The organism is Tessaracoccus sp. OH4464_COT-324 (assembly GCF_003932855.1).
Lineage (GTDB): Bacteria > Actinomycetota > Actinomycetes > Propionibacteriales > Propionibacteriaceae > Arachnia.
In genome coordinates, this window is record NZ_RQYZ01000003.1 from 111034 (window position 1) to 133592 (window position 22559).

Annotated in this window: 22 protein-coding genes; 3 read left to right on the forward strand and 19 right to left on the reverse strand. The window is 68.4% G+C overall.

The genetic code is table 11. From position 1 onward, the window contains the following. Positions 1 to 116 precede the first annotated feature (116 nt). The 7 genes from fbaA to EII42_RS03315 form a co-directional block, all read right to left on the reverse strand. Positions 117 to 1142 carry a class II fructose-bisphosphate aldolase gene (gene fbaA / locus EII42_RS03285; protein ID WP_125170693.1) on the reverse strand — a complete coding sequence of 342 codons (1026 nt, stop codon included), beginning with the start codon at positions 1140 to 1142 and terminating at the stop codon, positions 117 to 119. Between the two features lie 79 nt (positions 1143 to 1221). Continuing rightward, on the reverse strand, positions 1222 to 1749 hold the full coding sequence (locus tag EII42_RS03290) for a hypothetical protein (protein ID WP_125170694.1): 528 nt from the start codon (positions 1747 to 1749) through the stop codon (positions 1222 to 1224). 10 nt (positions 1750 to 1759) lie between these two features. Then, positions 1760 to 2392, reverse strand: a complete 633-nt coding sequence (locus tag EII42_RS03295) for a TrmH family RNA methyltransferase (RefSeq protein WP_125170695.1) — start codon at positions 2390 to 2392, stop codon at positions 1760 to 1762. Then, positions 2389 to 3336 carry a DUF368 domain-containing protein gene (locus tag EII42_RS03300; RefSeq protein ID WP_125170696.1) on the reverse strand — a complete coding sequence of 316 codons (948 nt, stop codon included), beginning with the start codon at positions 3334 to 3336 and terminating at the stop codon, positions 2389 to 2391. Before EII42_RS03300 ends, EII42_RS03295 begins: the two co-directional genes overlap by 4 nt. Positions 3337 to 3399: 63 nt before the next feature. Continuing rightward, positions 3400 to 3933: an orotate phosphoribosyltransferase gene (pyrE, locus tag EII42_RS03305; RefSeq protein ID WP_125170697.1), complete on the reverse strand. Its 534-nt coding sequence runs from the start codon at positions 3931 to 3933 to the stop codon at positions 3400 to 3402. Next, the gene (locus EII42_RS03310; protein WP_158676382.1) at positions 3930 to 4559 is read right to left on the reverse strand and encodes a class E sortase; all 630 of its coding nucleotides are present in this window, start codon (positions 4557 to 4559) and stop codon (positions 3930 to 3932) included. Before EII42_RS03310 ends, pyrE begins: the two co-directional genes overlap by 4 nt. 49 nt (positions 4560 to 4608) lie before the next feature. Next, positions 4609 to 5415 (reverse strand): spermidine synthase, encoded by an 807-nt coding sequence (locus EII42_RS03315; RefSeq protein WP_125170699.1) that lies wholly within the window; start codon positions 5413 to 5415, stop codon positions 4609 to 4611. A gap of 40 nt (positions 5416 to 5455) precedes the next feature. Between EII42_RS03315 and EII42_RS03320 the strand changes: the two genes are divergently transcribed. Beyond that, positions 5456 to 6766: an MATE family efflux transporter gene (locus EII42_RS03320; protein ID WP_125170700.1), complete on the forward strand. Its 1311-nt coding sequence runs from the start codon at positions 5456 to 5458 to the stop codon at positions 6764 to 6766. 48 nt (positions 6767 to 6814) lie between these two features. On the opposite strand, the gene EII42_RS03325 is transcribed toward EII42_RS03320, so the two are convergent. Then, positions 6815 to 7438, reverse strand: coding sequence for a pyroglutamyl-peptidase I (locus EII42_RS03325; RefSeq protein WP_125170701.1), 624 nt, complete (start codon positions 7436 to 7438; stop codon positions 6815 to 6817). 77 nt (positions 7439 to 7515) lie between these two features. Here EII42_RS03325 and EII42_RS03330 point away from each other — a divergent pair, with 77 nt between their 5' ends. Then, a complete protein-coding gene (locus EII42_RS03330) occupies positions 7516 to 9132 on the forward strand; it encodes an inorganic phosphate transporter (protein WP_125170748.1) in 1617 nt (538 codons plus the stop codon). Between the two features lie 286 nt (positions 9133 to 9418). Here EII42_RS03330 and EII42_RS03335 read toward each other — a convergent pair whose 3' ends face one another. The 3 genes from EII42_RS03335 to EII42_RS03345 form a co-directional block, all read right to left on the reverse strand. Then, positions 9419 to 10096 carry a response regulator transcription factor gene (locus EII42_RS03335; RefSeq protein ID WP_125170702.1) on the reverse strand — a complete coding sequence of 226 codons (678 nt, stop codon included), beginning with the start codon at positions 10094 to 10096 and terminating at the stop codon, positions 9419 to 9421. A 248-nt stretch (positions 10097 to 10344) separates the two neighbouring features. Further along, positions 10345 to 10983, reverse strand: coding sequence for a pyridoxamine 5'-phosphate oxidase (gene pdxH / locus EII42_RS03340; protein WP_125170703.1), 639 nt, complete (start codon positions 10981 to 10983; stop codon positions 10345 to 10347). A 44-nt stretch (positions 10984 to 11027) separates the two neighbouring features. After that, on the reverse strand, positions 11028 to 11747 hold the full coding sequence (locus EII42_RS03345) for an NUDIX domain-containing protein (RefSeq protein WP_199729786.1): 720 nt from the start codon (positions 11745 to 11747) through the stop codon (positions 11028 to 11030). A gap of 31 nt (positions 11748 to 11778) precedes the next feature. Between EII42_RS03345 and EII42_RS03350 the strand changes: the two genes are divergently transcribed. Further along, positions 11779 to 11994 (forward strand): hypothetical protein, encoded by a 216-nt coding sequence (locus EII42_RS03350; RefSeq protein WP_125170704.1) that lies wholly within the window; start codon positions 11779 to 11781, stop codon positions 11992 to 11994. Between the two features lie 56 nt (positions 11995 to 12050). Here the strand turns inward: EII42_RS03350 and EII42_RS03355 are convergent, their stop codons facing one another. The 8 genes from EII42_RS03355 to EII42_RS03390 all read right to left on the reverse strand — a co-directional run bounded on the left by EII42_RS03355 (position 12051) and on the right by EII42_RS03390 (position 22551). After that, entirely contained in the window at positions 12051 to 12497 is a 447-nt protein-coding gene (locus tag EII42_RS03355; protein WP_125170705.1) for a YdeI/OmpD-associated family protein, read from the reverse strand. Positions 12498 to 12552: 55 nt separating this feature from the next. Continuing rightward, the gene (locus EII42_RS03360) at positions 12553 to 13473 is read right to left on the reverse strand and encodes a DUF1707 domain-containing protein (protein WP_125170706.1); all 921 of its coding nucleotides are present in this window, start codon (positions 13471 to 13473) and stop codon (positions 12553 to 12555) included. 218 nt (positions 13474 to 13691) lie between these two features. Beyond that, positions 13692 to 15431: an ABC transporter ATP-binding protein gene (locus tag EII42_RS03365; protein ID WP_125170707.1), complete on the reverse strand. Its 1740-nt coding sequence runs from the start codon at positions 15429 to 15431 to the stop codon at positions 13692 to 13694. Then, positions 15425 to 17218 carry an ABC transporter ATP-binding protein gene (locus tag EII42_RS03370; RefSeq protein ID WP_125170708.1) on the reverse strand — a complete coding sequence of 598 codons (1794 nt, stop codon included), beginning with the start codon at positions 17216 to 17218 and terminating at the stop codon, positions 15425 to 15427. Before EII42_RS03370 ends, EII42_RS03365 begins: the two co-directional genes overlap by 7 nt. After that, on the reverse strand, positions 17196 to 19748 hold the full coding sequence (locus EII42_RS03375) for an ATP-binding cassette domain-containing protein (RefSeq protein WP_125170709.1): 2553 nt from the start codon (positions 19746 to 19748) through the stop codon (positions 17196 to 17198). Before EII42_RS03375 ends, EII42_RS03370 begins: the two co-directional genes overlap by 23 nt. Positions 19749 to 19751: 3 nt before the next feature. Continuing rightward, positions 19752 to 20354 carry an ECF transporter S component gene (locus EII42_RS03380; protein ID WP_125170710.1) on the reverse strand — a complete coding sequence of 201 codons (603 nt, stop codon included), beginning with the start codon at positions 20352 to 20354 and terminating at the stop codon, positions 19752 to 19754. Between the two features lie 314 nt (positions 20355 to 20668). Then, positions 20669 to 21730, reverse strand: coding sequence for a hypothetical protein (locus EII42_RS03385; RefSeq protein WP_125170711.1), 1062 nt, complete (start codon positions 21728 to 21730; stop codon positions 20669 to 20671). A 65-nt stretch (positions 21731 to 21795) separates the two neighbouring features. Beyond that, the gene (locus tag EII42_RS03390; RefSeq protein WP_125170712.1) at positions 21796 to 22551 is read right to left on the reverse strand and encodes a hypothetical protein; all 756 of its coding nucleotides are present in this window, start codon (positions 22549 to 22551) and stop codon (positions 21796 to 21798) included. Positions 22552 to 22559 lie beyond the last annotated feature (8 nt).

Here is a 22559-nt window from a genome sequence, read left to right on the forward strand (position 1 = left end):
ACAAGAAGTGGGGTGGGTCTCCAAGACCCACCCCACTTTTCTGTCGTGCAGCGCCAGATCCCGTCACGAAAGCGCCACAGCCCGGCGCTGCCTTCGCGGCAGAACCTGAATCGGCATCACTTGCCGAGCGTGGTGCCAGCCGAACGCAGCGCCTGGCAGGCTTCGACGACACGGGCAGCCATGCCGGCCTCTGCGGCCTTGCCCCACGAGCGCGGATCGTAGAGCTTCTTGTTACCGACCTCGCCGTCGATCTTCAGAACGCCGTCGTAGTTGCGGAACATGTGCTCCACCACTGGGCGGGTGAAGGCGTACTGGGTGTCGGTGTCGACATTCATCTTGATGACGCCGTAGTCGACCGCGTCAGAGATCTCCTGTGCGGTGGAGCCGGAACCGCCATGGAACACGAGATCGAACGGGTTCTCCTTGCCGTACTTCGCGCCGACAGCCTCCTGGATCTCCTTCAGCACCTCGGGGCGCAGCTTCACGGCGCCCGGCTTGTACACGCCGTGCACGTTGCCGAAGGTGAGCGCGGTGATGTAGCGGCCTTTCTCACCCAGGCCGAGCTTCTCGACGGTGGCCATGCCATCCTCGACGGTGGTGTACAGCTTCTCGTTGATCTCGTTGGCGACGCCGTCCTCTTCGCCGCCGACGACGCCGACCTCGATCTCCAGGATGATCTTGGCGGCGGTGGTGAGCTTCAGCAGCTCCTCAGCGATCGCGAGATTCTCCGCCACCGGCACGGCCGAACCGTCCCACATGTGCGACTGGAAGATGGGCAGACCGCCGCGGTCGACCTGCTCCTGCGACAGCGCAATGAGGGGCTTGACGTAGGTGTCCAGCTTCTCCTTCTGGCAGTGATCGGTGTGCAGCGCGATGTTGACGGGGTAATTCTTGGCGACCTCTTCGGCGTAGCGAGCCAGAGCCACAGCGCCGGTGACCATGTTCTTGATGGTCGAACCGGAGGCGTACTCGGCGCCACCGGTGGAAACCTGGATGATGCCGTCGGAGCCTGCCTCAGCAAAGCCCTGGATGGCGGCGGTCACGGTCTGCGACGAGGTGATGTTGATGGCCGGGTAGGCGAACTTGTTCGCCTTGGCCCGATCGAGCATCTCGGCGTAAACCTCAGGAGTTGCAATGGGCATGGGTGTCTCTTTTCCTAGAACGTGCCTTTTTAGGTAACACCAGCCTATCGCGGCGCCTCACCGCCGGACACGTGGGGCATCAAACGCTCAACTCAAGTTTGCGGGCCTCAATCGAATGCTCACCTAGCGACAGTGCGCGGATCATTCCGTCCAAAACGGCCGGGCTCGCGTCAAGGAAGCTGAGCGGCACATCCACCGTCGAATTGCGCGCATCGACGGCCAGCTTCGGGCCTGCCGCCCCACCGCTGGCCACCCGAACCGCCGTGATCTCCGACCAACGCAGCCGCGCCACAGTAGGCCAGTGGAAGGCCATGCCCTCCGGCTCGATCGTGAGACACGGCCGCGGCTCGATGCGGGCCAGATCCCGCTTCGCCAGATGCAGGCGCACGATGTTGGCCGCCAGCCAAAACAACGAACTCCCTAGCCAAGCACCGATGAACAGGATGTGCCAGACCAGCCTCATCTCAGGCGGCCGGAAAGAGTAGATGGCCGCCAGGATGCCCAGCGACATCGCCGTGGACACGATCCGCCACTTCAAGGCGCGCCGCTGCCGGGCGACCCGAGCCGCCGTCGGCACCGGGGTGAGGCTGACCACAAAGCGTTCCATAGGCACCACTCTAGGCCGCGCCCCAGCGGTGCTGCAGCGACCAGTGATACATCGCGATGGCGGCGGCAGCCCCGGCGTTCATACTGCGCGTCGAACCGTACTGGGTGATCGCGACGAGCCGTTCGCACCCCGCCACCATCTCCGGTGTCAGCCCCGGGCCCTCCGCGCCGAAGATCAGGCAGGTCCGCTCCGGCAGCTCGGCGCGTTCCAACGCGACGGCCCCGGGCAGGTTGTCCACCCCGACCGGGGTGATTCCCTCATCGGCCAAGAAGGTGAACAGCGCGGACTCGTCGACGTGGTGCAGCACGTGCAGGTAGCGGTCTGTGACCATCGCACCGCGCCGATTCCACCGTCGCTTGCCGACGATGTGCACAGCCGCGACGTTGAAGGCGTTCGCCGTACGCACAATCGAACCGATGTTGAAGTCGTGCTCCCAATTCTGGATGGCGACGTGCAGGGGCGCGCGGCGCTCGTCGAGGTCGGCGACGATCGCCGACAGCCGCCAATAGCGGTACTCGTCGAGCACGTTGCGGCGATCGCCCCCGCCGAGCAGCTCGGGGTCGAGGCGCGGATCGTCGGGCCACGGCTCCGGGTGCGGGCCCACCCCGACGGTGGCCGCCGTCGGGCCAGAGGGCTCGGTCACGCGGTGGCCTCCTCCGCTGCTCGCTCTGCGGTCCGGCTGAGCAGCCGGTCGGCCAGCACGAGCCCGCCGACGATCAGCGCGCCCAGCCCCGCCAGCCCAACGACGGGCGCCACATCAGCGCCGGGTGCGGCCAGCGCGCCCTCAACCTGCCAGGGCCACAGCGCGCGCAGCGAGCCCAGCAGCAGCCCCGACATCGCGAACATGACGCCCGTGTGGTGGTTCTTCAGCAGCCAGTTGAGGGCACGGATGAACAACACGATGCCGGTCAGCGCGCCCAGCGCGAACACCGCGATGTATCCGAGGTTGCGCTCGTGCACCGCGTGCAGCGTCGGAGCGTACAGGCCCACCACGAGGAGGAAGAACGAACCGGACACCCCCGGCAGCACCAGCGCGCACACCGCGACGGCGGCGGCAGCGAACACCACGAGATAGCTGGGGTTCGCCACCACCTGGCCCGCGCCCGACGACGTCAGCAGCCAGGCGGCCAGCGCCGCCCCCGCGAACAACCCCGCGTAGATCGGCCAATGCTTGCGGTGCAGTTCGCTGCGATTGATCAGCAGGAGAGGAACCGCCACGGAGGCCGCCACCATGCCCAGAAACAGGCCCCGCGCCAGCGTGGGGCTGCCCTCCACGAAGCCCGCCATCGCACCTGCCATCGACAGCACCGCCACCGCCATGCCCAGCAGCAGCGGCAGGACCAGCCACCACTCGACGCGCTTCAGGTGCGCCAGGCAGCCCTTGAACCGTTCGGGGCCGACCACGAGCCGCTTGGCCGCACTGATGATCTGATCACCGGCGGCCAGCACCCGCTCGTAAACGCCCGTGATGAGCGCGATGGTGCCGCCGGAGACGCCTGGCACCAGTTCGGCGAGGCCAATCAGGCCGCCGCGCGCCGTGTTCGCGAGGGCGTCAATGATGCAGAAGCGGCGGGGGGTGTCGCTCATGGCTTCCTTTCGATAGCTGAACGGCCACGTTAACCGTCGAGTGGCGCGGGAAGCAAAGACAGCTCACAGGTCGAGGTCGGTCAACCCGATCGCGTACCGGTATTCGAGGCCGGCTTCCGCCACCCGCTCGGCGGCCCCGGTGTCACGGTCGACGACGACCGCCACGGCCACCACCTCGCCGCCGGCCTCCCGCACCGCCTCAACCGCGGTGAGCGCCGAGCCGCCCGTCGTCGAGGTGTCCTCCACTACGAGCACGCGCCGACCCGCGACATCGGTGCCCTCAATGCGGCGCTGCAGGCCGTGGGCTTTGACTCCCTTGCGCACCACGAAGGCGTCAAGCCGCTGCCCGGCGTGCGCGGCGGCGTGCAGCATCGCGGTCGCGACGGGGTCCGCGCCGAGCGTGAGGCCGCCCACCGCTTCGAAGTCGAGGTCGGCGGTCAACTCGCGCATCACGCGCCCCACTAGGGGGGCGGCGACGCCATCGAGGGTGACGCGGCGCATGTCCACGTAGTAGTCGGCTTCCTTGCCGGAGGCGAGCACGACATGGCCACGCACCACGGCGAGCCGGTTGATGTGCCCGATCAGCTCTTTCTTCACTTCTTCTCCTCCTTGATGAGCGCGGCGAAGGCCACCGCCCGGTCAGCGGTGGGCACCAGATCCTGTTGCGTGGTCAGGGTGAGCAACTGCTCGTGGGGATCGAAATCGTGGCCGGGCACGGCGTCGAGCACCCAGCCGTCGGTGGCGGCCACGGTGAGTTCACTGGCGGGCACCCGCACGGCGTAGGTGTAGCGCGCCACCTTGGTCTCCAACACCACCTCGTCGCCGACCCTCAGCGTCAGAAGGCCCGCGAAGGGTTTCCCGTCGGCGTAGCGGTGGCCCGCCAGCACGACGTTGCCCGCCTCACCTGGCAACCCCGTCGCCGGATACCAGCCCACACCCCGGCTGAGGGCGTGGGCGTCGGTGCCGCCCAGGACAGCGAAGGAGGTGCCGCTGATCTCCAGCACCCAGGCGGCTTCACCCGCCGCCGGGCGCGATTCCTCGTCGGCGACCGTGGAGACCGCCTGCCGGGCCTCGTCCAAGGCGCTAGCCTGGCGGGATTGGCCGAGGAGGTTACTGCCCACGTAGACCCAGCCCAACCAGCCTGCTGTGCAAAGGAGCGCGCACAGCGCCAGCAGCAGCACCATCGTTATGGGCGACATGGGCTGCTTGGCACGTTTGGTCATGCGCCCATTGTCGCGCATAGCCGCCCCATTCGGCATACCCGGACGGGGCTCAGAACCAGAGCCTGCTGGTGGCCGGCTTCGGAGAGTCCACGGCGGTGGCGTCAGTGAACGGCTCCGCCCCGCCCGACCAGCCGAGCCCTTCCCTGCCGACCAGCCAGCGGTAGCCGCCGTTGAGGCCCGCCGAAGCGCGCGCGATCCCGTGCTCGTCGGGGCGCACGTCGGCCCCGACGAGCAGCACGTTGCCGAAGCGTCTGCCCTTGTGTACGGCCGGTTCGGCCCCGACGAGCCGGACGGGCCACCGGCCCATCGCGGCCGCGACGCGTTTGGCCCAACTAAACGGCACCTGATCGGTGATGTTCACGATCACGAGCGCGTCTCCGCGCAGCACGCGCCGGTACTCGTCGAAGGCCTCAACGCTGACGAGTTCGGCGGGCACCTGGGAACCATCAAAGGCATCAACGATGATGACGTCAGCCCAGTCGTCGCGCATGGCCGCGAGCCCGGCGCGGCCATCCACGTCGCGCACCTTGATGCCGCTACGGTTGGGCAGCGGCGCCTTGCGGCGCACCTCGTCGGTGAGTTCGGTGTTGGGCTCGCACACCACCTGCGCCGTCTGCGGGCGCCGCCACTCGATCCAGCGCGGGATGCTGAGCCCACCTCCGCCGATGTGCACGACGCGCAGCCGTTGCTCGGAGGGCGCGTGCAGCACGCTGTTGTCCAGGATGTTCGCGATCTCCTGCACGTACTCGAACACCAAGAAGTCTGGGCGCGACGGGTCCACCCACGACTGCTGTGTGGTACCGAACATCACCCGGAACGCGCCGGGGATGCTGGGATCGGGCCGGAGATAGGTCACGACGCGAGCCTACAAGCCGCGGCCACGTAGACTCTCGCGCATGGCTCAAACCCGACGTGTGCTCGCCCTTGCGGTGCCGGCTTTCGCCACGCTCGTGGCCCACCCGCTGATGACGCTGGCGGATACCTGGATCGTTGGGCGGCTGGGCACTCAGCCGCTGGCCGGCCTCGGGGTGGGGAGCGTTCTGGTGGGCACAGCCGTCGGGCTGATGATCTTCCTGGCCTACGGGTCCACGGCGACGGTGTCGCGCCAGTTCGGCGCGGGCGACACGCGCCGCGCCACCGAACTGGGTCTTCAAGCGATGTGGTTGGCCGTCGGCCTGGGGCTGGCGCTAGTTGCTGCGGGCTACGCGAGCGTCGACTGGCTGGTTGCCGCACTGGGCGCAGAAGGGGACGTCGCGGAGCAGGCTGCACAGTACGTGCGCTGGGTGCTGCCCGGGGTGCCTGCGACGCTGGCGGTGTTCGCCGCCACCGGCACGTTCCGGGGCTTCGAGGATGCACGCACCCCGCTGGTGTTGACCGTGTTGGCTGCGGTAGCGAACTTCCTGCTGAACCTGCTGCTGGTGTTCGGCCTCGGGCTGGGCATCGCCGGTGCCGGGCTGGGCACGGCGATCGCGGAGACCGGCATGGGGGTGACCGCCGCCTATCTGGTGGGGGTGCGGGCGCGGCGCGTCGGGGCGCGGGTGGCGCCCTCGGCCGCGGACATGTGGCTCAGCCTGCGCGTGGGGCTACCGCTGATGCTGCGCACCCTGTCGCTCAGAGTGGCGCTGCTGCTGACCACCTACGTGGCCGCCGCGCAGGGCGCGGCGGCGCTGGCGGCACACCACGTCGTGATGCAGTCGTGGAACTTCCTGGCGAACGCGTTGGACGCCATCGCGATCGCCGGCCAGACCATCATCGGGATCGCGTTGGGCGCCGGCAATCGGCGGGAGGCTCGGGAGTTCACCACGAGCATGACGCGCTGGGCGTGTGGGGTGGGCCTGGTGCTCGGGCTGGCGGTGGTGGCAGCGCGCGGCTGGTTGGGCGAGCTGTTCTCGCCGGATGCAGAGGTGTACCACCTGGTCACCTGGGTGTTCCTGGTTGTTGCAGTGGCGCTGCCGCTGGCCGGATACGTGTTCCTGCTCGACGGTGTGCTGATCGGCGCGGGCGACGGGGTGTATCTGGCGAAAGCTGGCCTGGTGACACTCGCGCTGTACGCGCCTCTGGCGCTGGCGGTACTGTGGCTCCCCGCCGGGCGCACCGGGCTTACGGCGCTGTGGCTGGCGTTCTCGCTGGGCTACATGGGGGCGCGGGCGCTCACCCTAGGCTGGCGGGCGCACGGCGACGGCTGGATGCGCGTCGGCGCCGAGTAGGTCGGGTGCCGGGAGCCCTGCTGGGGTGGGCACGCCCTGGGCGGGCTCTCAGCCCAGCCCGCGCAGCCCCGCCGCCAACGCCTCGGCGATCTCCGCCGGGGTCTGCGGCTCCCGCCCTGCGGGTGGCGACGAGTCCGCGGGCTTGGCCGGGTCGTCGGTTTCCTGCCCGACTGTGGCCTCCCCTCGGCTGCGCACCGCGGGAACGTGCACGAAGACGGCGGGTATGGGCAACCGGTAGGCGTGGTAGGCGACGAAGTTGCACACGAAGCGGCCCGCGTCGTCGCTGGCCTGGGCGGCCCAACCCGTCGCGCGCATCCGAGCCACCAAAGCGTCGACGTCTACGTCTGCCACGGCGTCTGCCTGGCCGGGCAGGATCTCCCCGACGGGCTGGGCGCCCGCGTTGTCGGGGATTCGGGCGTGCATCTCGTTGGCGGCGCGCCGTTCGGGGGTGAGCGCGCGCCGCCCGCCCGCTTCGCCGAGCGCCACCACGAGGTCCGGCCTGTGCCGCGCGACGGCGGCGCGGAGGTGGGCGTCGTCAAACACCACCGGCAACACCTCCCACGCCAGTTCGTGCTGGCCATTCCAATTGCCCAGCAGTTCAGCGGCGGCCAGCGACGACGCGTTCTCGGGGTCGCCGCCGAAGGGCTCGAAAGAGGTGACGAGGATGCGCACGCTTACCGACGTTAGCGCTTCTTCCCCATCCGAGTGTTATTCCTAGCTCATGTTCGGTTACCCTTCCGATTGTGGATATGCCAAACACCGACTCCACTGTTGCCGACGCTGACGGCGTCGAGAAGAAACGTTTCCTGGGTGCGGATCGCAACTGGCACCTGTCGTTCGGGGGGATGATGGCTGTTGCTTTCGTCGCCTTCTCCTTGTGGTCCATCGGCTACGTCAATGATTTCAGCCTCACCGTGATCCTGATGACCTCGATCGCGCTAGGCCTGTTCATGGCCTTCAACATCGGCGGCAACGATGTGGCGAACTCGTTCGGCACATCGGTGGGTGCGAAGACCTTGACGATGAAGCAGGCCCTCCTGGTGGCCGCCATCTTCGAGGTCAGCGGCGCTGTGCTGGCCGGCAGCGCCGTGACCGACACTGTGCGCAGCGGCATCGTCGACCTCGACGGTGTGAGCGTGCTGCCCATCGATTTCGTGATCATCATGATGTCGTCGCTGTTCGGCGCGGCCGTGTGGCTGCTGATCGCCACCAAGTTCGGGTTGCCGGTATCCACGACGCACTCGATCATCGGCGCTATCGTTGGCGCCTCGCTGACGCTGGGCTACGTCACCAGCCAGGGCACGTTGGAGATGGTCCAATGGTCGGGGATCCGCGACATCGCGATCTCGTGGGTGCTCTCTCCCGTGTTGGGCGGCACGGTGGCTTTCTTCCTCTTCGGCGCCATCCAGCGCCACATCTTGATGTACAACGAGAAGGCGGAGGCCCGGCTGCGTGAGCTGAACGCGGAGCGCATCCGCGAGCGCGACAAGCAACGCACCGAGTTCAGCCGCCTCACCGAGCTGCAGCAGGTGGCGTACACCAACAAGCTTGTGCGTGACTCCGAGCTGGCGAAGATCTCCGACATTGACCCCTCGGAGTTGGAGTCCGACTACTACCGCGCGTTGAAGAAGATCGACAAGCAGGTTGACGAGGTGAAGTCGCATCGTGCGCTAACCATCGGGGTGCCGCTGGTGGGCGCGGTGGGCGCGGTCGTGATTGGCGCGATGCTGCTGGTCAAGGGCTTGGGCAACCTGGATCTCGCATTCAGCCCGGTGTCGATGGGCTTGGTACTCACGATGATTGGTTCGGTGGTTTGGCTCGCGCTATCGATGTTCGCGAACTCGCTGCGCGGCAAGCAGCTGTCCAAAGCCACCTTCACGCTTTTCTCGTGGATGCAGGTGTTCACTGCCGCTGCTTTCGCGTTCAGCCACGGCTCTAATGACATCGCGAACGCCGTCGGCCCCTTCGCCGCCATCCTCGACGTGTTGCGTACCGGCCAGATCAACGACAAGACGGCTGTGCCGGCGCCTGTACTGTTCGCGTTCGGCGTCGCACTGGTGTGTGGTCTGTGGTTCATCGGGCGAGCGGTGATCCGCACGGTGGGCGAGGGCCTGACGAAGATTCACCCGGCCTCCGGTTTTGCCGCAGAACTTTCGGCAGCCGCCGTCGTGATGCTGGCGTCGGTTCTCGGGCTGCCCGTAAGTTCGACGCACATCCTGATCGGGGCGGTGCTGGGCGTTGGCCTTGTCAACAAGGCCGCGAACTGGCGACTGATGCGCCCCATCTTCCTAGCGTGGGTGATCACCCTGCCCGTGGCTGCTGGTTTGGGAGCACTCGGCTTCATCGCGCTACGCACCGTCATCTGACGCGGCCCACACCAATCGGCCCCGGGGGTTGGGCCCGGCGGGTGTGCTCGGCGTCGGCTTGGCGCGGCCGGTTTGTTGGGGATACCCCGGGGCGGCTCCCGCAGAGGTGCTCGTCTTGCGTGGCCGATCTCACACGGATTGCGCCCGGCCCAGAGCCGCCACTGCGCTATTCAGGCGGCGCGGTGGGAACGGGGGCGGGGCCGTCGTCCGGCTGCTCCGCCTCAAGTGCAGGCTAAGGATGACCGCCCGGGCGCACCCGCTGTGGATGAAGGAGGCCACAAGAGCCTCAGGGTTCAACCAGTTTGTAGCCTCGCCCCTTGACCGTGACCAAATAGGTCGGGTGCGACGGGTCAGGCTCAATCTTGCGACGCAGGTTCAGCACGTGCATGTCGATGGTGCGTTCCAGCGCCATGCTGTCGAATCCTGCGACCTCCTCCAGCAGGTACGCGCGGGTGAACACCCGGCCGGGGTTCCTGGCCAGCGTGACCAGCAGCGACATCTCCCGGCTCGTCAGGGTGACGGGGACGCCGTCGACGCTGACTTCGTAGCGGTCCAGGTCCACGAGGATCGGCCCCACCCGCAGCACCTGGTCGACGCTCTGCGCCCCGGTGCGGCGCAGCACCGCCCGCACTCTCGCTATCACCTGGCGGGGGCTGTAGGGCTTGGTGACGTAGTCGTCCGCGCCCAGGCTGAAGCCGAGCAGTTGGTCGGCCTCGGCTCCTCGCGCGCTGAGCACGATGACCGGCACCCTGCCCAGCGTCTCCAGCTCCTGCAGCACCTGCCAGCCGTCCAGGGTTGGCATCATGACGTCGAGCAGGAGCAGGTCGGGGCGGCACTCCCTGACGTATTCCCGCGCCGCAGCGCCGTCGGCGGCAACCACGACGCGATGCCCTTCGGCCTGCAGGTAGGCCTGGAGCAGGTGCGCCTGCCTGAGGTCGTCCTCAGCGACAAGTATTCGTGCCATGCGTGTCCTTCGTTGCCCGGGGCCCCGCCGACGGGGGAATCAGCGGGGCCCGACGAGCCTGGCCCGCTTGCTCGGGCGGAACCGTGCGATCGGGCTTGTGGAAGTTGCCGGCAAGCACGAACCCTTCTCCAGGGTTTCGGGGGACGATGCGCAGGTCCAGGTGAAAACCTCTTGGCGGATTGTCTCCCCGTCGACGATGGCGCAGGATACGCGGCCCACGGCCACCACCCCAATGATCCGCCCCCCCGCTACGGATACAGCCGCGTACCCGTCCAGCCTTCGGGTGTGCGGACGAAGTGCACGCGGTCGTGGGCGCGGCCGGGCATCCCCTGCCAGAACTCGAACTCCGCAACGTCCAGCACGAACCCGCCCCAGTGCTCGGGCAGGGGCACCTCAGCGCCGGCGAACCGTTCCTGCGCCTCAGCCAGCTCCCGCTCCAGCTGCGCCCTGGAGGCCAGCGGCTGCGACTGGGGCGACACCCAGGCCGCCAGCTGACTGGCGCGCGGGCGGGTGCGGAAGTACTCCGCGGAATCCGCGCGGCTGAGTTCGGTGACCGTCCCGACGGCGCGAACCTGCCGCATCGGCTCCGGCCAGAAGAAGCTGGCGCTGCCCCAGCCCTGGCCGAGCGCTTCCCGAGCCTTGCGGGAGCCGCGCCCGGTGAAGAACCGCAACCCCGCCGGGGAGTACTCCTTCAGCAGCACCACGCGGGCCGACGGCCTACCGTCGGGACCGACCGTGGCGAGGGTCATCGCTGTCGGCTCGGGCAACTCGGCCGCCACCGCCCAGCTCAGCCACTCGTCGAAGAGCCACCAGGGGTCACGGTCGGCGATGTCTTCGGGCAGCGACGAGCCCACGAACTCAGTGCGAACATGATGCAAACCAGGCATGAACTGATTCTGCCAGTCACCTCCGACGGCTGTGGCCCGCTTCGCTACGGCTTCAGCACGACGAAGGGGTCGGTCACCATCAGCTCGCGGGAGGTGAATCGCCTGAGCTTCGCCGGTCGGCCGCCCTCCGCCCCGGGCGGGACGGTCTCCCCGGTGGCGACCAGCTGGCCGCGCCGCTGCAGAATGCGCTGCAGGTTGGTGGGGGCGACGTCGTAGCCAAGCACCGCGACGTAGGCCTCCCGCAGTTGCGCAATGGTGAACTGCTCTGCGGCGAGCGCGAAACCGATGTTGGTGTAGGACAGCTTTGTACGGAGCCGCTCCACGGCGGACGCCGTCACCTCAGCGTGATCGAAAGCCATCTCGGATGCTTCGGCCACCAGTAGCCAGTGCACGTCGGGCGGCAGCTGCGGATCGACGTCCCAGGCCATCAGGGCCAGGTAGCCGGTGGCGATGGTTCGGTCAAACGGGTCGCGGCCGGGTGCGCTGCGAGTTTCCAGCTGCTCCAGGTGGCCGATCGTATTCACGTCGAACTGCGTTCCCAGGTGGCGCAGCACGGCTTGGTCGAGCGACTCCTCGACTTCCGTTGCTGAGCTGAGCAGCGCCCACTGCCCCGCAAACGGCTCGCGTTTGCGGCGCGTGGCGAGGACCGTCAGCCCGACGCCGGGGGTAGCACGCAGCACGGCAGCGATCGCCTCATGACGATACTTGGCTACCCCCGATTCGTCCCGCAGCGGCCCGCTTACTCCGGTTCTGGTGCTGGACACGGGACTAATGCTACCCGCCAGCCCAACCCACATGCCGCCCGACGTGCTCGCGGTCACCGCCCGGGGCCGCCCCCGCCTGGCGTTCACCGCCCGACGTCGCCTGAGGGCCAATCAGTCCGGGAAACGGGAGGCCGACGCCCGACATCCGGGCGCCGACATGGAGACCGCCAGCACGAACAACGCGAGGCAGACCGCCACCGACGGGATGCGGTGGTCCCGGTTTCCGATTGCGGAGCCAGTCGGGTGATGATCTCGCCCAGCGGAAACCCACGATGATCCGTTGGCGGTTTGGTTCGGTTTTGCTCAGTCTTCGCCCAGCAGATTCTTGGCCATCTGCGCCACCCGGCGCTGCTTCGTCTCCTCCCGTTTGGCTCCCTCGACTGCCATCGCCCACTCCCGCTGGTGGCTGTAGGAGAGTTTCTCCCAGGCCGCTCGCAGTTTCGGGTCGGCATCGAGCCGCAGCTGAATCGGCTCCGGGGGCACGACGATCCGCTTCTCCTCGTCGAGCGCGACGGTGGCCGTCACCTCGTCGCCGATCTCGACTCCCAGCGCGGCCCGGCTGGCTTTGCTGAGGAAAACGCACGGCGCGCCGCTCATTCGCGAGACTCGCAGCCGCGCGCTCCTCTCCCCCACCGTGACGACGACGGGGGGCTGCTTCGCGGGGCTGAGGGCTGCGGCCTGCTCCTCGGTTAGCTCAATACAGCCTGCCGGGCCGTAGGGCGCGACGACGGTCGATAGCTGCACTTTCATGTGGGGAAGAGTAGCCGCTCGCCGCCGTCGGGGCTGCCCCGCTGCTGCTTCCGCCCTAGCCGTCGGCTTCCATGTCGGCCAGGTATCGCCTCAGGTTCGCGACGTAGCGGTTGGCCTCTCGCCGGGAAACCCCGTAGGAAGCCCGATACAGGAAAACCGCTTTATCGTCCCTGCCTTGGGAAACCCTTTTCACCATCGTTTCGAAAAGCGGCTTTCCGCCCTCGTTACCGGCACGGCCTACTATCCATCGCTGGAACCGATTCGCCAGGTAAGCCACAAAACCTATCGAGATGAGGACCAAGGCAAGAATGGAAATAACGCGATCCGCCAGCTTGCCCTGCGCCATCGTGGAGGCAAGAAGAGAGAGGGACCATACAAAGACGAAGAACGGAATGAGAACCTTTGCTGTTCGTTTCCGATATTTCCTGGAACGCTCAGCCTCCGCAGGAGGCAACTCTTCGCCCGGCAGCGGAAAGCGGCGCCGGATTCGCGGCGGCTGGGGTGGCTCCTCGGGCGCCTCGAATAGCGACGTCGCGGGGGCCTCGGGTTCCTCCCACTGGAGAACGCTGAAGCCTTCCTCAGGGGGCTCGTCGAAAGGCGCTGCTTCCGGGCCCAGCTCGGCCTGCGGCTCGGCCGACGGCTCCACATCAGGCGGTGGCTCAGGCGCAACCGGCGGCTCCACGCCGAGACGCGGCCCCGGTTCAACCGACAGTCCCGTCCCAAACGATGGCTCCATCCTGAACGACGGCCCCGGCGCATCCGACGGCTCCGGCTCGACCGATGGCGGCCCGGAAACCGGCTCGATGCCCGAGATCGTCGCCCGCACCGCGTCCAGCTCGGGGCGCAACCGAGCGGCGTTGGCCCGACGGGACAACTCGCTGTACTCGCTGAACGATATCTTGTCGTCGCCCAGCAGCCGCCCCAGCTCGCTCAACACTGCGTCGCGGTCCCGATAGTGCACCGTTTCTTCGCCCACCGGTCAAGCCTTTCCGACGGCGCGGCCGTCGCCGCACGAACAACAAACGAGAACCGGGGGAACCAGTTCTCAACCGCAGGACGGAAACCAGCCCGGCCAAGGAACAGCTTAGCCAAGCTGTCGAGCGTCCCCCGCCGAACTCGACGCGGCGTGCCCCGCCCGCACCGGCCGAGCGGTCTCCGGACCGCCCGCCGGTGTGGATGCGCGGACCGGCCGGGTCAGCCGAGCCGCCAGCGGCCAACCGCCTGCGAGTCGGCCACCAGGCCAGCGAACATGCCACCCGCCCGCGCCAGCTCGGCCGGGGCGCCCAGCTCGACGATGCGCGTCGCCTCGCCGCGTTCCCGGCCCGAGAGGACCGCCACGGTGTCGGCGCCCATGATCGTCGTCAGCCGGTGGGCGATCACGACGACGGTGCGGCCTTCGGCGAGTTCCGCGAGGGTTTCGCTCAGCACCGCCTCGTTCTCCGCGTCCAGCGCGGAGGTGATCTCGTCGAGCAGCAGAATGGGAGAGTCCTTGAGGAAGGCGCGCGCGATGGACACCCGCTGCCGCTCCCCACCGGACAGCCGCAGGCCGCCCTCGCCCACGCGGGTCTCCAGCCCATCCGGGAGGCGTTCGATCACCGAATCCAGCCGGGCGCGACTGACCGCGACGGCGACCTCCTCGTCGGTGGCCTCCGGGCGGGCGAGGCGCACGTTCTCCAGGATCGTGGTGTCAAACAGGTACACGTCCTGGAACACCATCGACACGAGCGACATCAGCTGCTCGGTGGGGAGTTCCCGCACATCGACGCCGCCGACGGTCACCCGGCCACGGTCCACGTCCCAGAACCGGGCGATCAGCCTGGTGCAGGTGGACTTTCCACACCCCGACGGGCCGACGAGCGCCGTGATCTGCCCTTGCGGCGCGGTGAGCGAGAACCCTTCCAGGACCGGCAGGCCGGCCTCGTAGCCGAAGCTCACGTCCTCGAACACGATGTCCAGCCCGTCCAGCTCCCGCTCGACGCTGCCCGCGGCCATCTCCGGCTCGTCGAGCACCTTCCCCATCGCCTGGAGCGCGATGTCTGCCTTCTGGAGTTCCCCCTGGTAGAGCAGAGCCTGCGCCAGCGGCGTGGTGAACCGGGTGCTCAGCAGCATGATCGCCAGGAAGACGGCGACGTCGAGGGAACCTTCCAGGATGAACCACAGCCCGAGAGACAGCAGGGCTGCGAACAGCGTCTCGGCCGCTGCCGTCGCGGCCCCCAGCGGCGGTCCCTGGGCTTTGAGCAGGCCCGTCACGCCGTCGTTCTCCTCGACGAGGGTCCGGTTCAGCGGCTCCCAGTCCAGGCCGCGCAGCCCGCGGGCGCGCAGCACGGGCTGCAACTGCGCGTACTCGATGAGCCTGCCCGCGCTGGCGGAGGCGAGGGCAGGTTCTCGCTCCTGCTCCGTCTTCAGCACCCGACGCCCCCAGCGCCACAACCACCAGGTGACGGGCACGGCGCTGCCCAGCACGAGCGCCAGCCGCCAGTCCACGAAGATCAGGCCAACTAGCACGGTGAGCGGCACGAGCGCCGCGGACATCAGGTTCGGCAGCACGATCGAGCCGAGGTGCGACAACACGTCGGCCTGCGAAGAAGTGAGGGCCGCCACCTCCCCCGGTGTGGAGGCGCGGAACCAGCCCAGCGGCAGGTTGGACACCCGTTTGCCGATCTTGTGGATCAGGTCCCCGCACACGTCCATCACCGAGATCCGGTGGGAGTTCGCGAGGGTCAGGAACTGCGCCAGGAAGGCGCCCGCGGCGAGCCCGAGCAGCGTCCACAGCCACGGCAGCGCCGAGGCGGGTGAGTCGCCGAGGAAGGCCCGCAGGAACGGAACTATGACGATGAATGCCAGGCCTTGCAGCACGGCGGCCACACCGTAGCCGCCCACCAGCCAGAAGAACGCCTGCGGCTTATCCAGGTAGCGAAGCATCCTTGTCAGCATGGCTGGTTCTCCTGTTCGACGATCGGCCGGCTCTGGTTGCGCCACATGCGCGCGTAGCGCCCGCCCAGGGCGAGCAGTTCGTCGTGGGGACCGCATTCGGCCAGGCGGCCTTCCTCGATGACCGCGATCTGGTCGGCGCCTTGGATGGTGCCGAGCCGGTGGGCTATGACGATGACGGTGCGGCCCTCGGCCAGGTTGCTGATCGCCTGCTGGATCAGCCGCTCGGAGTGGGCATCGGCCTGGGCGGTCGCCTCGTCGAGGATGAGGATGGGTGCGGCCGCGAGGAAGGCGCGGGCGATGGTGAGCCGCTGCGCTTCGCCCCCGGACAGGTGCGCGCCTTCCCCGACGATGGTGTCGTAGCCGTCGGGCAGCTGCATGATGCGCTCGTGGATGCACGCGGCGCGGGCGGCCTGCACGATCTCGTCGTCCGTGGCCCCCGCCCTGCCGAGTGCGATGTTGGCGCGCACCGTGTCGCGGCTGAGCTGGACGTCCTGGAACACAAGGGAGAGCGATGACATGAGGTCGGCGGAGGTGGTCTGCCGCACGTCGCGGCCGCCCACCAGCACCGCGCCCTCGTTGACGTCCCAGAAGCGGGCGGCGAGCTTCGCCACCGTCGATTTTCCTCCACCGGATGGGCCGACGAGGGCCGTCACGGTGCCCGCGGGGCAGCTGAGCGACAGCTCCTTGATGACATCCACCCCCTTGTCATAAGCGAATGACACGTTGCGGAACTCCACGGCTGGGGCCTGGGGGTCGGGTGTCGCGGACGTGTCCGGTTCGGGAAGCTCCGCGGCCTGCAGGATGGCCAGTGTGCTGGCGGCCGCCTCCTGCGCCGTGTACAGGACCTGGGAGATCCCGACGATGGCGAGCAGCCCCTCCGGCAGCCCGACGCACACCAGTGCGAACGCTACGACGGTCACCGGGGACAGCCAGCCCTGGAGGGTGAACAGCAGCCCCACCCCGACTGTGGTGGCGAAGATCACGACGGGCTGCATGGCCGCGGCCAGGAGCGCCATGCCCAGGCCCTGCTTCTCCAGCCACGCGACCGACACGGACGCGTGCTTCTTCTGCGCCCGATCGAACCGCCCGAAGACCTGGTTGGTCATCCCGAAGTTCTTGACCTCCTTGATGCCGTCCACCAGTTCCACGACGCTGCTGGCCAGCTCCCGCTGGGACTGGGTGTAGGCCTGGATACTGTCGGAGAGTCCGGTGACGCTGAGCAGGAGGACCAACAGCACCACCAGGATCAGGCCGCCCAGCATGATGGCCGCGAAGCGCCAGTCGAGCCAGAACAGGTAGGCCAGCGAGGCCAGGATGCTGACGATGGAGTTGGCGACGTCGCCGGCGAGGTGCGCCACCAGCACATGGATCTCGGCGGTGTCCTTGGCCACTGCCTTGCGGATCTGCCCGGAGCTGCGGGCGGTGAACCAGCCCAGGTTCACGCGGGCGAGCTTGTCGACGAGACGCCCGCGCAGTTCGGCGCGCAGCCTGGCCTCGGCGAAGTGGTTCTTGCCGAGGGCGGTGCCGTAGAGGAGGGCGTGCGCCACCATCGCGGCGACCGCGACCAGCACCCACGTCCACAGCGGGCCGGGGGCGAGTTCCTGCGCGACGAGGCGTCGGGCGATCTCGATGAGCGCGATGTACGGGACCACCTTGCAGAGGGCGCCGACGGCAGCCAGGCAGAATCCGAGGATCATTGAGCGCTGCGCGCTCCTCATCAGATCCCAGATGGTTCGCGGCGCCCCCTCCGGTATGGCTGTGGTCTCAGCCGTGGTGTGTGTAGTCAAGAGCGATCCTTCCCAACAGGTCGAAGTGGTGCAGAACGAGGGCCAGCGCGAGGGTCAGGGCCCAGAGGAGCAGCAGGAGAGCCGAGTCGGCGAGACGCCAGCGCACCTCGGTGAGTTCGGTGCGGCGACGGTGCGCACCAAAAGCCCGGGCATCCATCGCCATCGAGACGCGCTCCGCGTGGCGGATGGCGCTGACCAGCAGCGGGGTCACGGAGCCCGCCCAGATCACGACAGGCCGCAGCACGCCGGGGGCGCGCGATCCCCGCATTCGTCGCGCCTGGCGGATGATGCGATGCTCGGTACGGAACCGCTCCAGGAAGGCCACCGCCGCCATGCCCGCATGCGCGATCCGCACGGGTAGCCGGAACGTGCGGGTCAGGGAACGCAACAGCTCCTGCGGCGACGTGAGCGCGCCGGAGGCGACGACGAGCGCGAGCAGGGCGGAGATCCGCAGCCCCGTTTTGATCCCGGCCAGCCACTGCCCCTCGTCGACGCTGAACGGGCCGATCCGCACGGGCGGCGACGCTCCGTGGAGGTCGAACCGGTAGGCCACCATGGCCGACCAGGTGAGCAGCGCCGCCACCGCCCACAGGCCCGCGACGAGCACGGCGCGGTGCGCGAGACCACCCCGTCCCCGAGCCAGCAGGAACACTGAAGCGAGGATGAGGCAGGTGAGAGAGAACTCGTGGCGCCCGGTGAGGGCGACCAGAACCATCGCGGGCAGCAGGCTGAGGAACAGCGTCAGGGGGCCGACGGGCGAGGGTTGCGCCTCGGGCAGGTCAGGTTGGCTCTGCGGCTCGTCGGGCGCGCTCGTTGCGCCGGTGGCGGGCGGTTCGTCGGGCATCCCCTCGACGGCGGCCGCGGCGAGGCGCAGCACGGGCGGGGGCGTCAGGCCACACTCGGCGATGACGGGGTCGAGCAGCACCTCGCAGGGCGGGCCCTCCGCCCGAACGCGCCCCTCGTGCAGCACCACCACGTGGGCCGCGTGCTCCAGTACGAGGCCGAGATCGTGGGTTGCCATGATGATGGTGGTGCCCCGCGCGGCCGTGCGCGCCAGCAGCTCCATGAGCACCCTCGTCGATTCGGCGTCCTGCCCAAACGTGGGCTCGTCGAGGCACAGCACCTCGCGCCCCTCGCTGAGCGCCGTCGCGACGGATAGGCGACGCTGCTGCCCGCCGGAGAGCAGGAAGGGGCTCAGCTCCTGCATCCCGGTCAGGCCCAGCTCCTTCAGTAGAGCGGCTACCTCGGCCTGAACTTGCTGCGCGGGGGCGCAGTTGACCCGGCCGGAGTGCGCGAGCTCCTCACGCAGGGTGGAGTGCAGGAACTGGTGCTGCGGGTTTTGGAATACGTGCCCGACGCGCGGATCGGGGGCGGTGAGCCGGATTGAGCCGGTGGCGGTGGTGCAGGTGTCGGCGCGGGAGCCGGGGTGGAGCCCGGAGAGGCTGCGCAGCAGGGTTGATTTGCCGGTGCCGTTGACGCCGACGACGGCGGTCAGGGCACCTGCGGGGGCGTGGAAGTCCACCCCGTCCAGGACGTTCGTCGCCTCCGGCCCGCTGCCCAGCTGGAGGCGGAGACCTGCGACGCTGAGCCCCGGAGCGTGGGCTGTGGGACGCCTGAGTTCGGCGATGTGCGCGGCGAGGACGGCTCGCGCCTCGGGGTGCCCGGCCAGGGCTGCGGCCCCTTCCTGCAGGGTCAGGGCGCCGCGCAATTCAGGAATCCGGTCGGCGAGCCGGACGCAGGTGGGCAGCTGGATTCCTGCGGCGAGGAGGGCGTCGCGGTGGCGGTGCAGCACGTCGCCGGGCGGACCCTGCGTCAGCGTGGCTCCGGTGGCGTCGAGAGCGATCACCTCGTCAACGTGGCCGATTATCGGGTCGAGGTTGTGTTCCACCACGACGACGGCGGTGCCGCGGCGCGCCTCGTCGGCCAGGATGCGATACAGCTGCTCCCCGGTGGCGGGGTCGATGTTGGCGGTGGGCTCGTCGAGGACGAGCAGTTCGGGGCGCATTGCCAGCGCGGACGCCAGCACGAGGCGCTGCCGCTGCCCGCCGGATAGTTCCCACGGGTTGCGGGTGGCTTCGCCGAGGAGGCCAACCTGGGTGAGGGCTTTTTGGGCGCGCGAGCGGATCTCCTCGGGTGGCAGGCAGAGGTTGCTGAGCCCCCAGGCGACCTCGTCGAGCACACTGGTGGTGATGATCTGCGCGTCGGGGTCTTGGAGCACCATCGCCACAGTGGTCGCCAGCTGGTGGATGGCCTGGTCGGCCACCTCCTTCCCTTTAACCAGCACGCTTCCCCGGTAGGCGGAGGGCACGGAGTGCGGGACGAGGCCGTTGAGGGTGAGGGTCAGCGACGATTTTCCGCACCCGGAGGGTCCGATGAGGGCGACGAGCCGGCCGGGGGCGAGGCTCAGGGTGGTGGATTGGGGCTGCCAGGCTTCCCGGCCCTCGTGCCGCACCCCGACCTGGACACATTCGGCGACTCGGCTGCTGGTTGGCGCTTCGGCTTTAGCGCTCGGTTCTGTGGTGCGCAGCATGGCTCAGCTGGCGGTGACGCCGACGCCCGCCTTTCGCAGCGCGCGGACGATGAGCAGTGTGACGGCAACTGCGGCGTAGCAGGAGACGAGTGCGGTCGCCGCGAAGAGCACGAGCTGTCCGGTGCTCACCTCTATCGAGAGCATCTTCGGATACATCAGGCTGTTGAAGAGGCCGAATACGGTGGCGGCCAGCCCGTAGCCGAGCCAGTTCCAGTGTTTGTACAGCAGCAGCGCCAGCGGGATCTCCAGCAGGGCTCCGCCGAGGAGGTTGCCGATGATGCTGGCTACGCCCGCTGGCGTGGAGAAGGTGCCGATGATCCCGAGGATGAGTGCTGCGATGAGAATTGCTCCGGGTTTGCGGGTGAGGGCACCCGGCAGCAGGTAGGGGATGATCCACAGCCCCATGAAGCCGCACATCGCCAGGATGCCGCCGGGGGATACGGCCGCCGCGACGCTGACGTAGTTGAGCGGAACGTTGATCAGCGCCCCGGCAACCGCACACGCAGCGACGATCATCAGCGTCCGGGTGTGCAGTACCGAGTTCTTGAGCGGGCTGGCTGAGCTGGTGTGGATTTTGAGGGTGGGGGTTTCTTCCGCCGCTGTCATGCGCCTCTCCTTCCCTGATTTAGGCAAGGCTAACCTAACGCATTGCCGCGAACCTCTGAGACCCGGGTCGCAGATTGGATCTAGTGAGGGGGGAACGTATCCCAGCGCACCCGGCCACACGGATGGTGTCCGGGCGCGACCGACGTGGACCCCACCTCAGGTAGGGAGCCCCCGTCACCAGATTCCTGTGGGCGTCCAGGCTCGGCGCCAGTCAGGCCTTATTGCGTGCGTGTTGCCGGAGCAAGGGCACCACCGTCAGAGAAAGAACGACCCGATCCGGGCGCCGCAACCCGGTACGACCTGCGAACCAGGCCCTACAGGCTTTCGACGAAATGCTTGGCTTCGACGAGGGAGCAGCCGGTCACATCACGGTATCGACGGATGGCCTCCAGTTTGCGTCCGCCGCGGGCCAGTCTCCGCAGCTCCTCGCTCAGGATGGGGGGCAGGCCCTCCTCAAACCCTGCCGCCTGATTGACGACGGGTGCCGGCCGCGAGGCATAGGCGGGTTGGTTCTCCGCAGCTGCCTTCGTGGCCATCTCCCGCTTGACGTTCTCGATGTAGCGGTCGGCTTCTTCGGAAGACACCCCGAATGAGGCACGGTAGCGGCTGTGAGCGATGCTTTCCTTGCCCTCGGCGATCAGCCTGTCGATGTTCTCGTACAGCTCAGCTTTGTCGCCGTCCCGCGCAAGGAAGCTCTTCTTTTTCGCCTTGGCGGACCTAAGCGCCAACCCGCCGATCCCAGCAGCGGCGATGAACAGCAGGATGCTGAGGAAAGCGCCGCTCTTGCTGCTGTCGAACAGTGCGGGGACGAACAGGAGCAACCAGACGATCGCCAGGGCCCCGATGATGTTGAAGTTATCCCGCCGCTTTCTATCGTTGGCGAATTGCTGCGCCACTCCCCTGGGGTTCGGGGTTGGGGGGACTGGCGGTGGCGGGAAGCCAGCCAGTCGCTGGTTCAACTGGTGTTCCGCAGGAGCTGGCTTCGACGTTCCTCCCCCGCGCTCGGCCATGGCCGGCACAGCAGTTCGCGACGTCGGTGCCGGTTGAATAGCCTGCGGCTTCACTGCGGGCTCCACGGGCTGGATCACCTCGGGCGCGACGTTTTTGACACCCTGGCCGGAGTCAGCGGCCTGCTGTCCCGGCGCGGGACCGTCGAGTTCAACGCTCGCCGACGGCTGCTCCGCGCCTGAATCGGTTGCGGAGCGCTCCGCTATCGCTGTGCGCACCGCAGCCAGCTCCGGCTGCAAACGGGCCGCGTTTGCCCGGCGGCACAAGTCGCTGTACTCCCTGAACGAGATCACCCCGTCGCCCAGCAATCGCCCGAGCTCTCTCAGTACCGTGTCGCGCTCCCGGTAGTGCACAGTCTCCACGCCCACTAGCCGAACCTTTCCGACGGCTGCCGCCGCCTATCGAAGAAATAGTTATTTGTTCGCGGAGCCGCTCAGCCAACCACATAGCGCAGGTCATCGGGCATGATCGGGTTCTCGTCCGGATCGTCCACGATAATCTGCAGGCCGCCGATCAGCCCGTCCTCCACCCAGAGCTCTACCCGCACCGACTCGTCGGGGCTCAGGCCATGCACCGGGAAGGTGTAGTCCGGCGCTAGGGTGCGCGGCCCGTCGTCGGCCACCTGAAAGGTGACAAAGCCGTCGCTAATTTTCCCGAACTGCTGCGCGCCGGAAAGCTGGGCGCGCAGTTCCTCCGCGCCCCAGCCGTCGATCTTCGCGAGCATTTCGGTCACCACCTGCCGCACCCGGGGCTCCAGGTCTCGCGCCTCGACGATACCCTCGTCTCCCGTTGACGCGTCGAGCCCCGCCAGCTTGTGGCTCAACACCATCGACACGGCACCCAGCGCCCCCACGCCAACCGCCAGAGCCGCCCGCGGCCACCGGCAGCCCGCTGCGGCCAGCCCGTCGGCCAGCCACGCGTCGACGGCCAGAGCCGGCTTGCGCAGAGCTAGCGTGGCCCCAACCGCGCCCGCTGTGAGCACGGCGTCGCCCGGCTCCGAGCCGGATCCGACGATGCGCTCACGCTCGACGCGGGTGGCTTCCCACACCGCCGCACCGCTCAACGCCGACAGCACGCCCCAGTAAGCCCAACGCTGCCAGCCGCGCAGCTTCCGCGGCTCTACCAGAGTGAGCACGGAGGCGGCCCCGTAGAGGGCCGCCTCACGCCAGGAGTCAGGATTCTTCGCCATGGACCCAG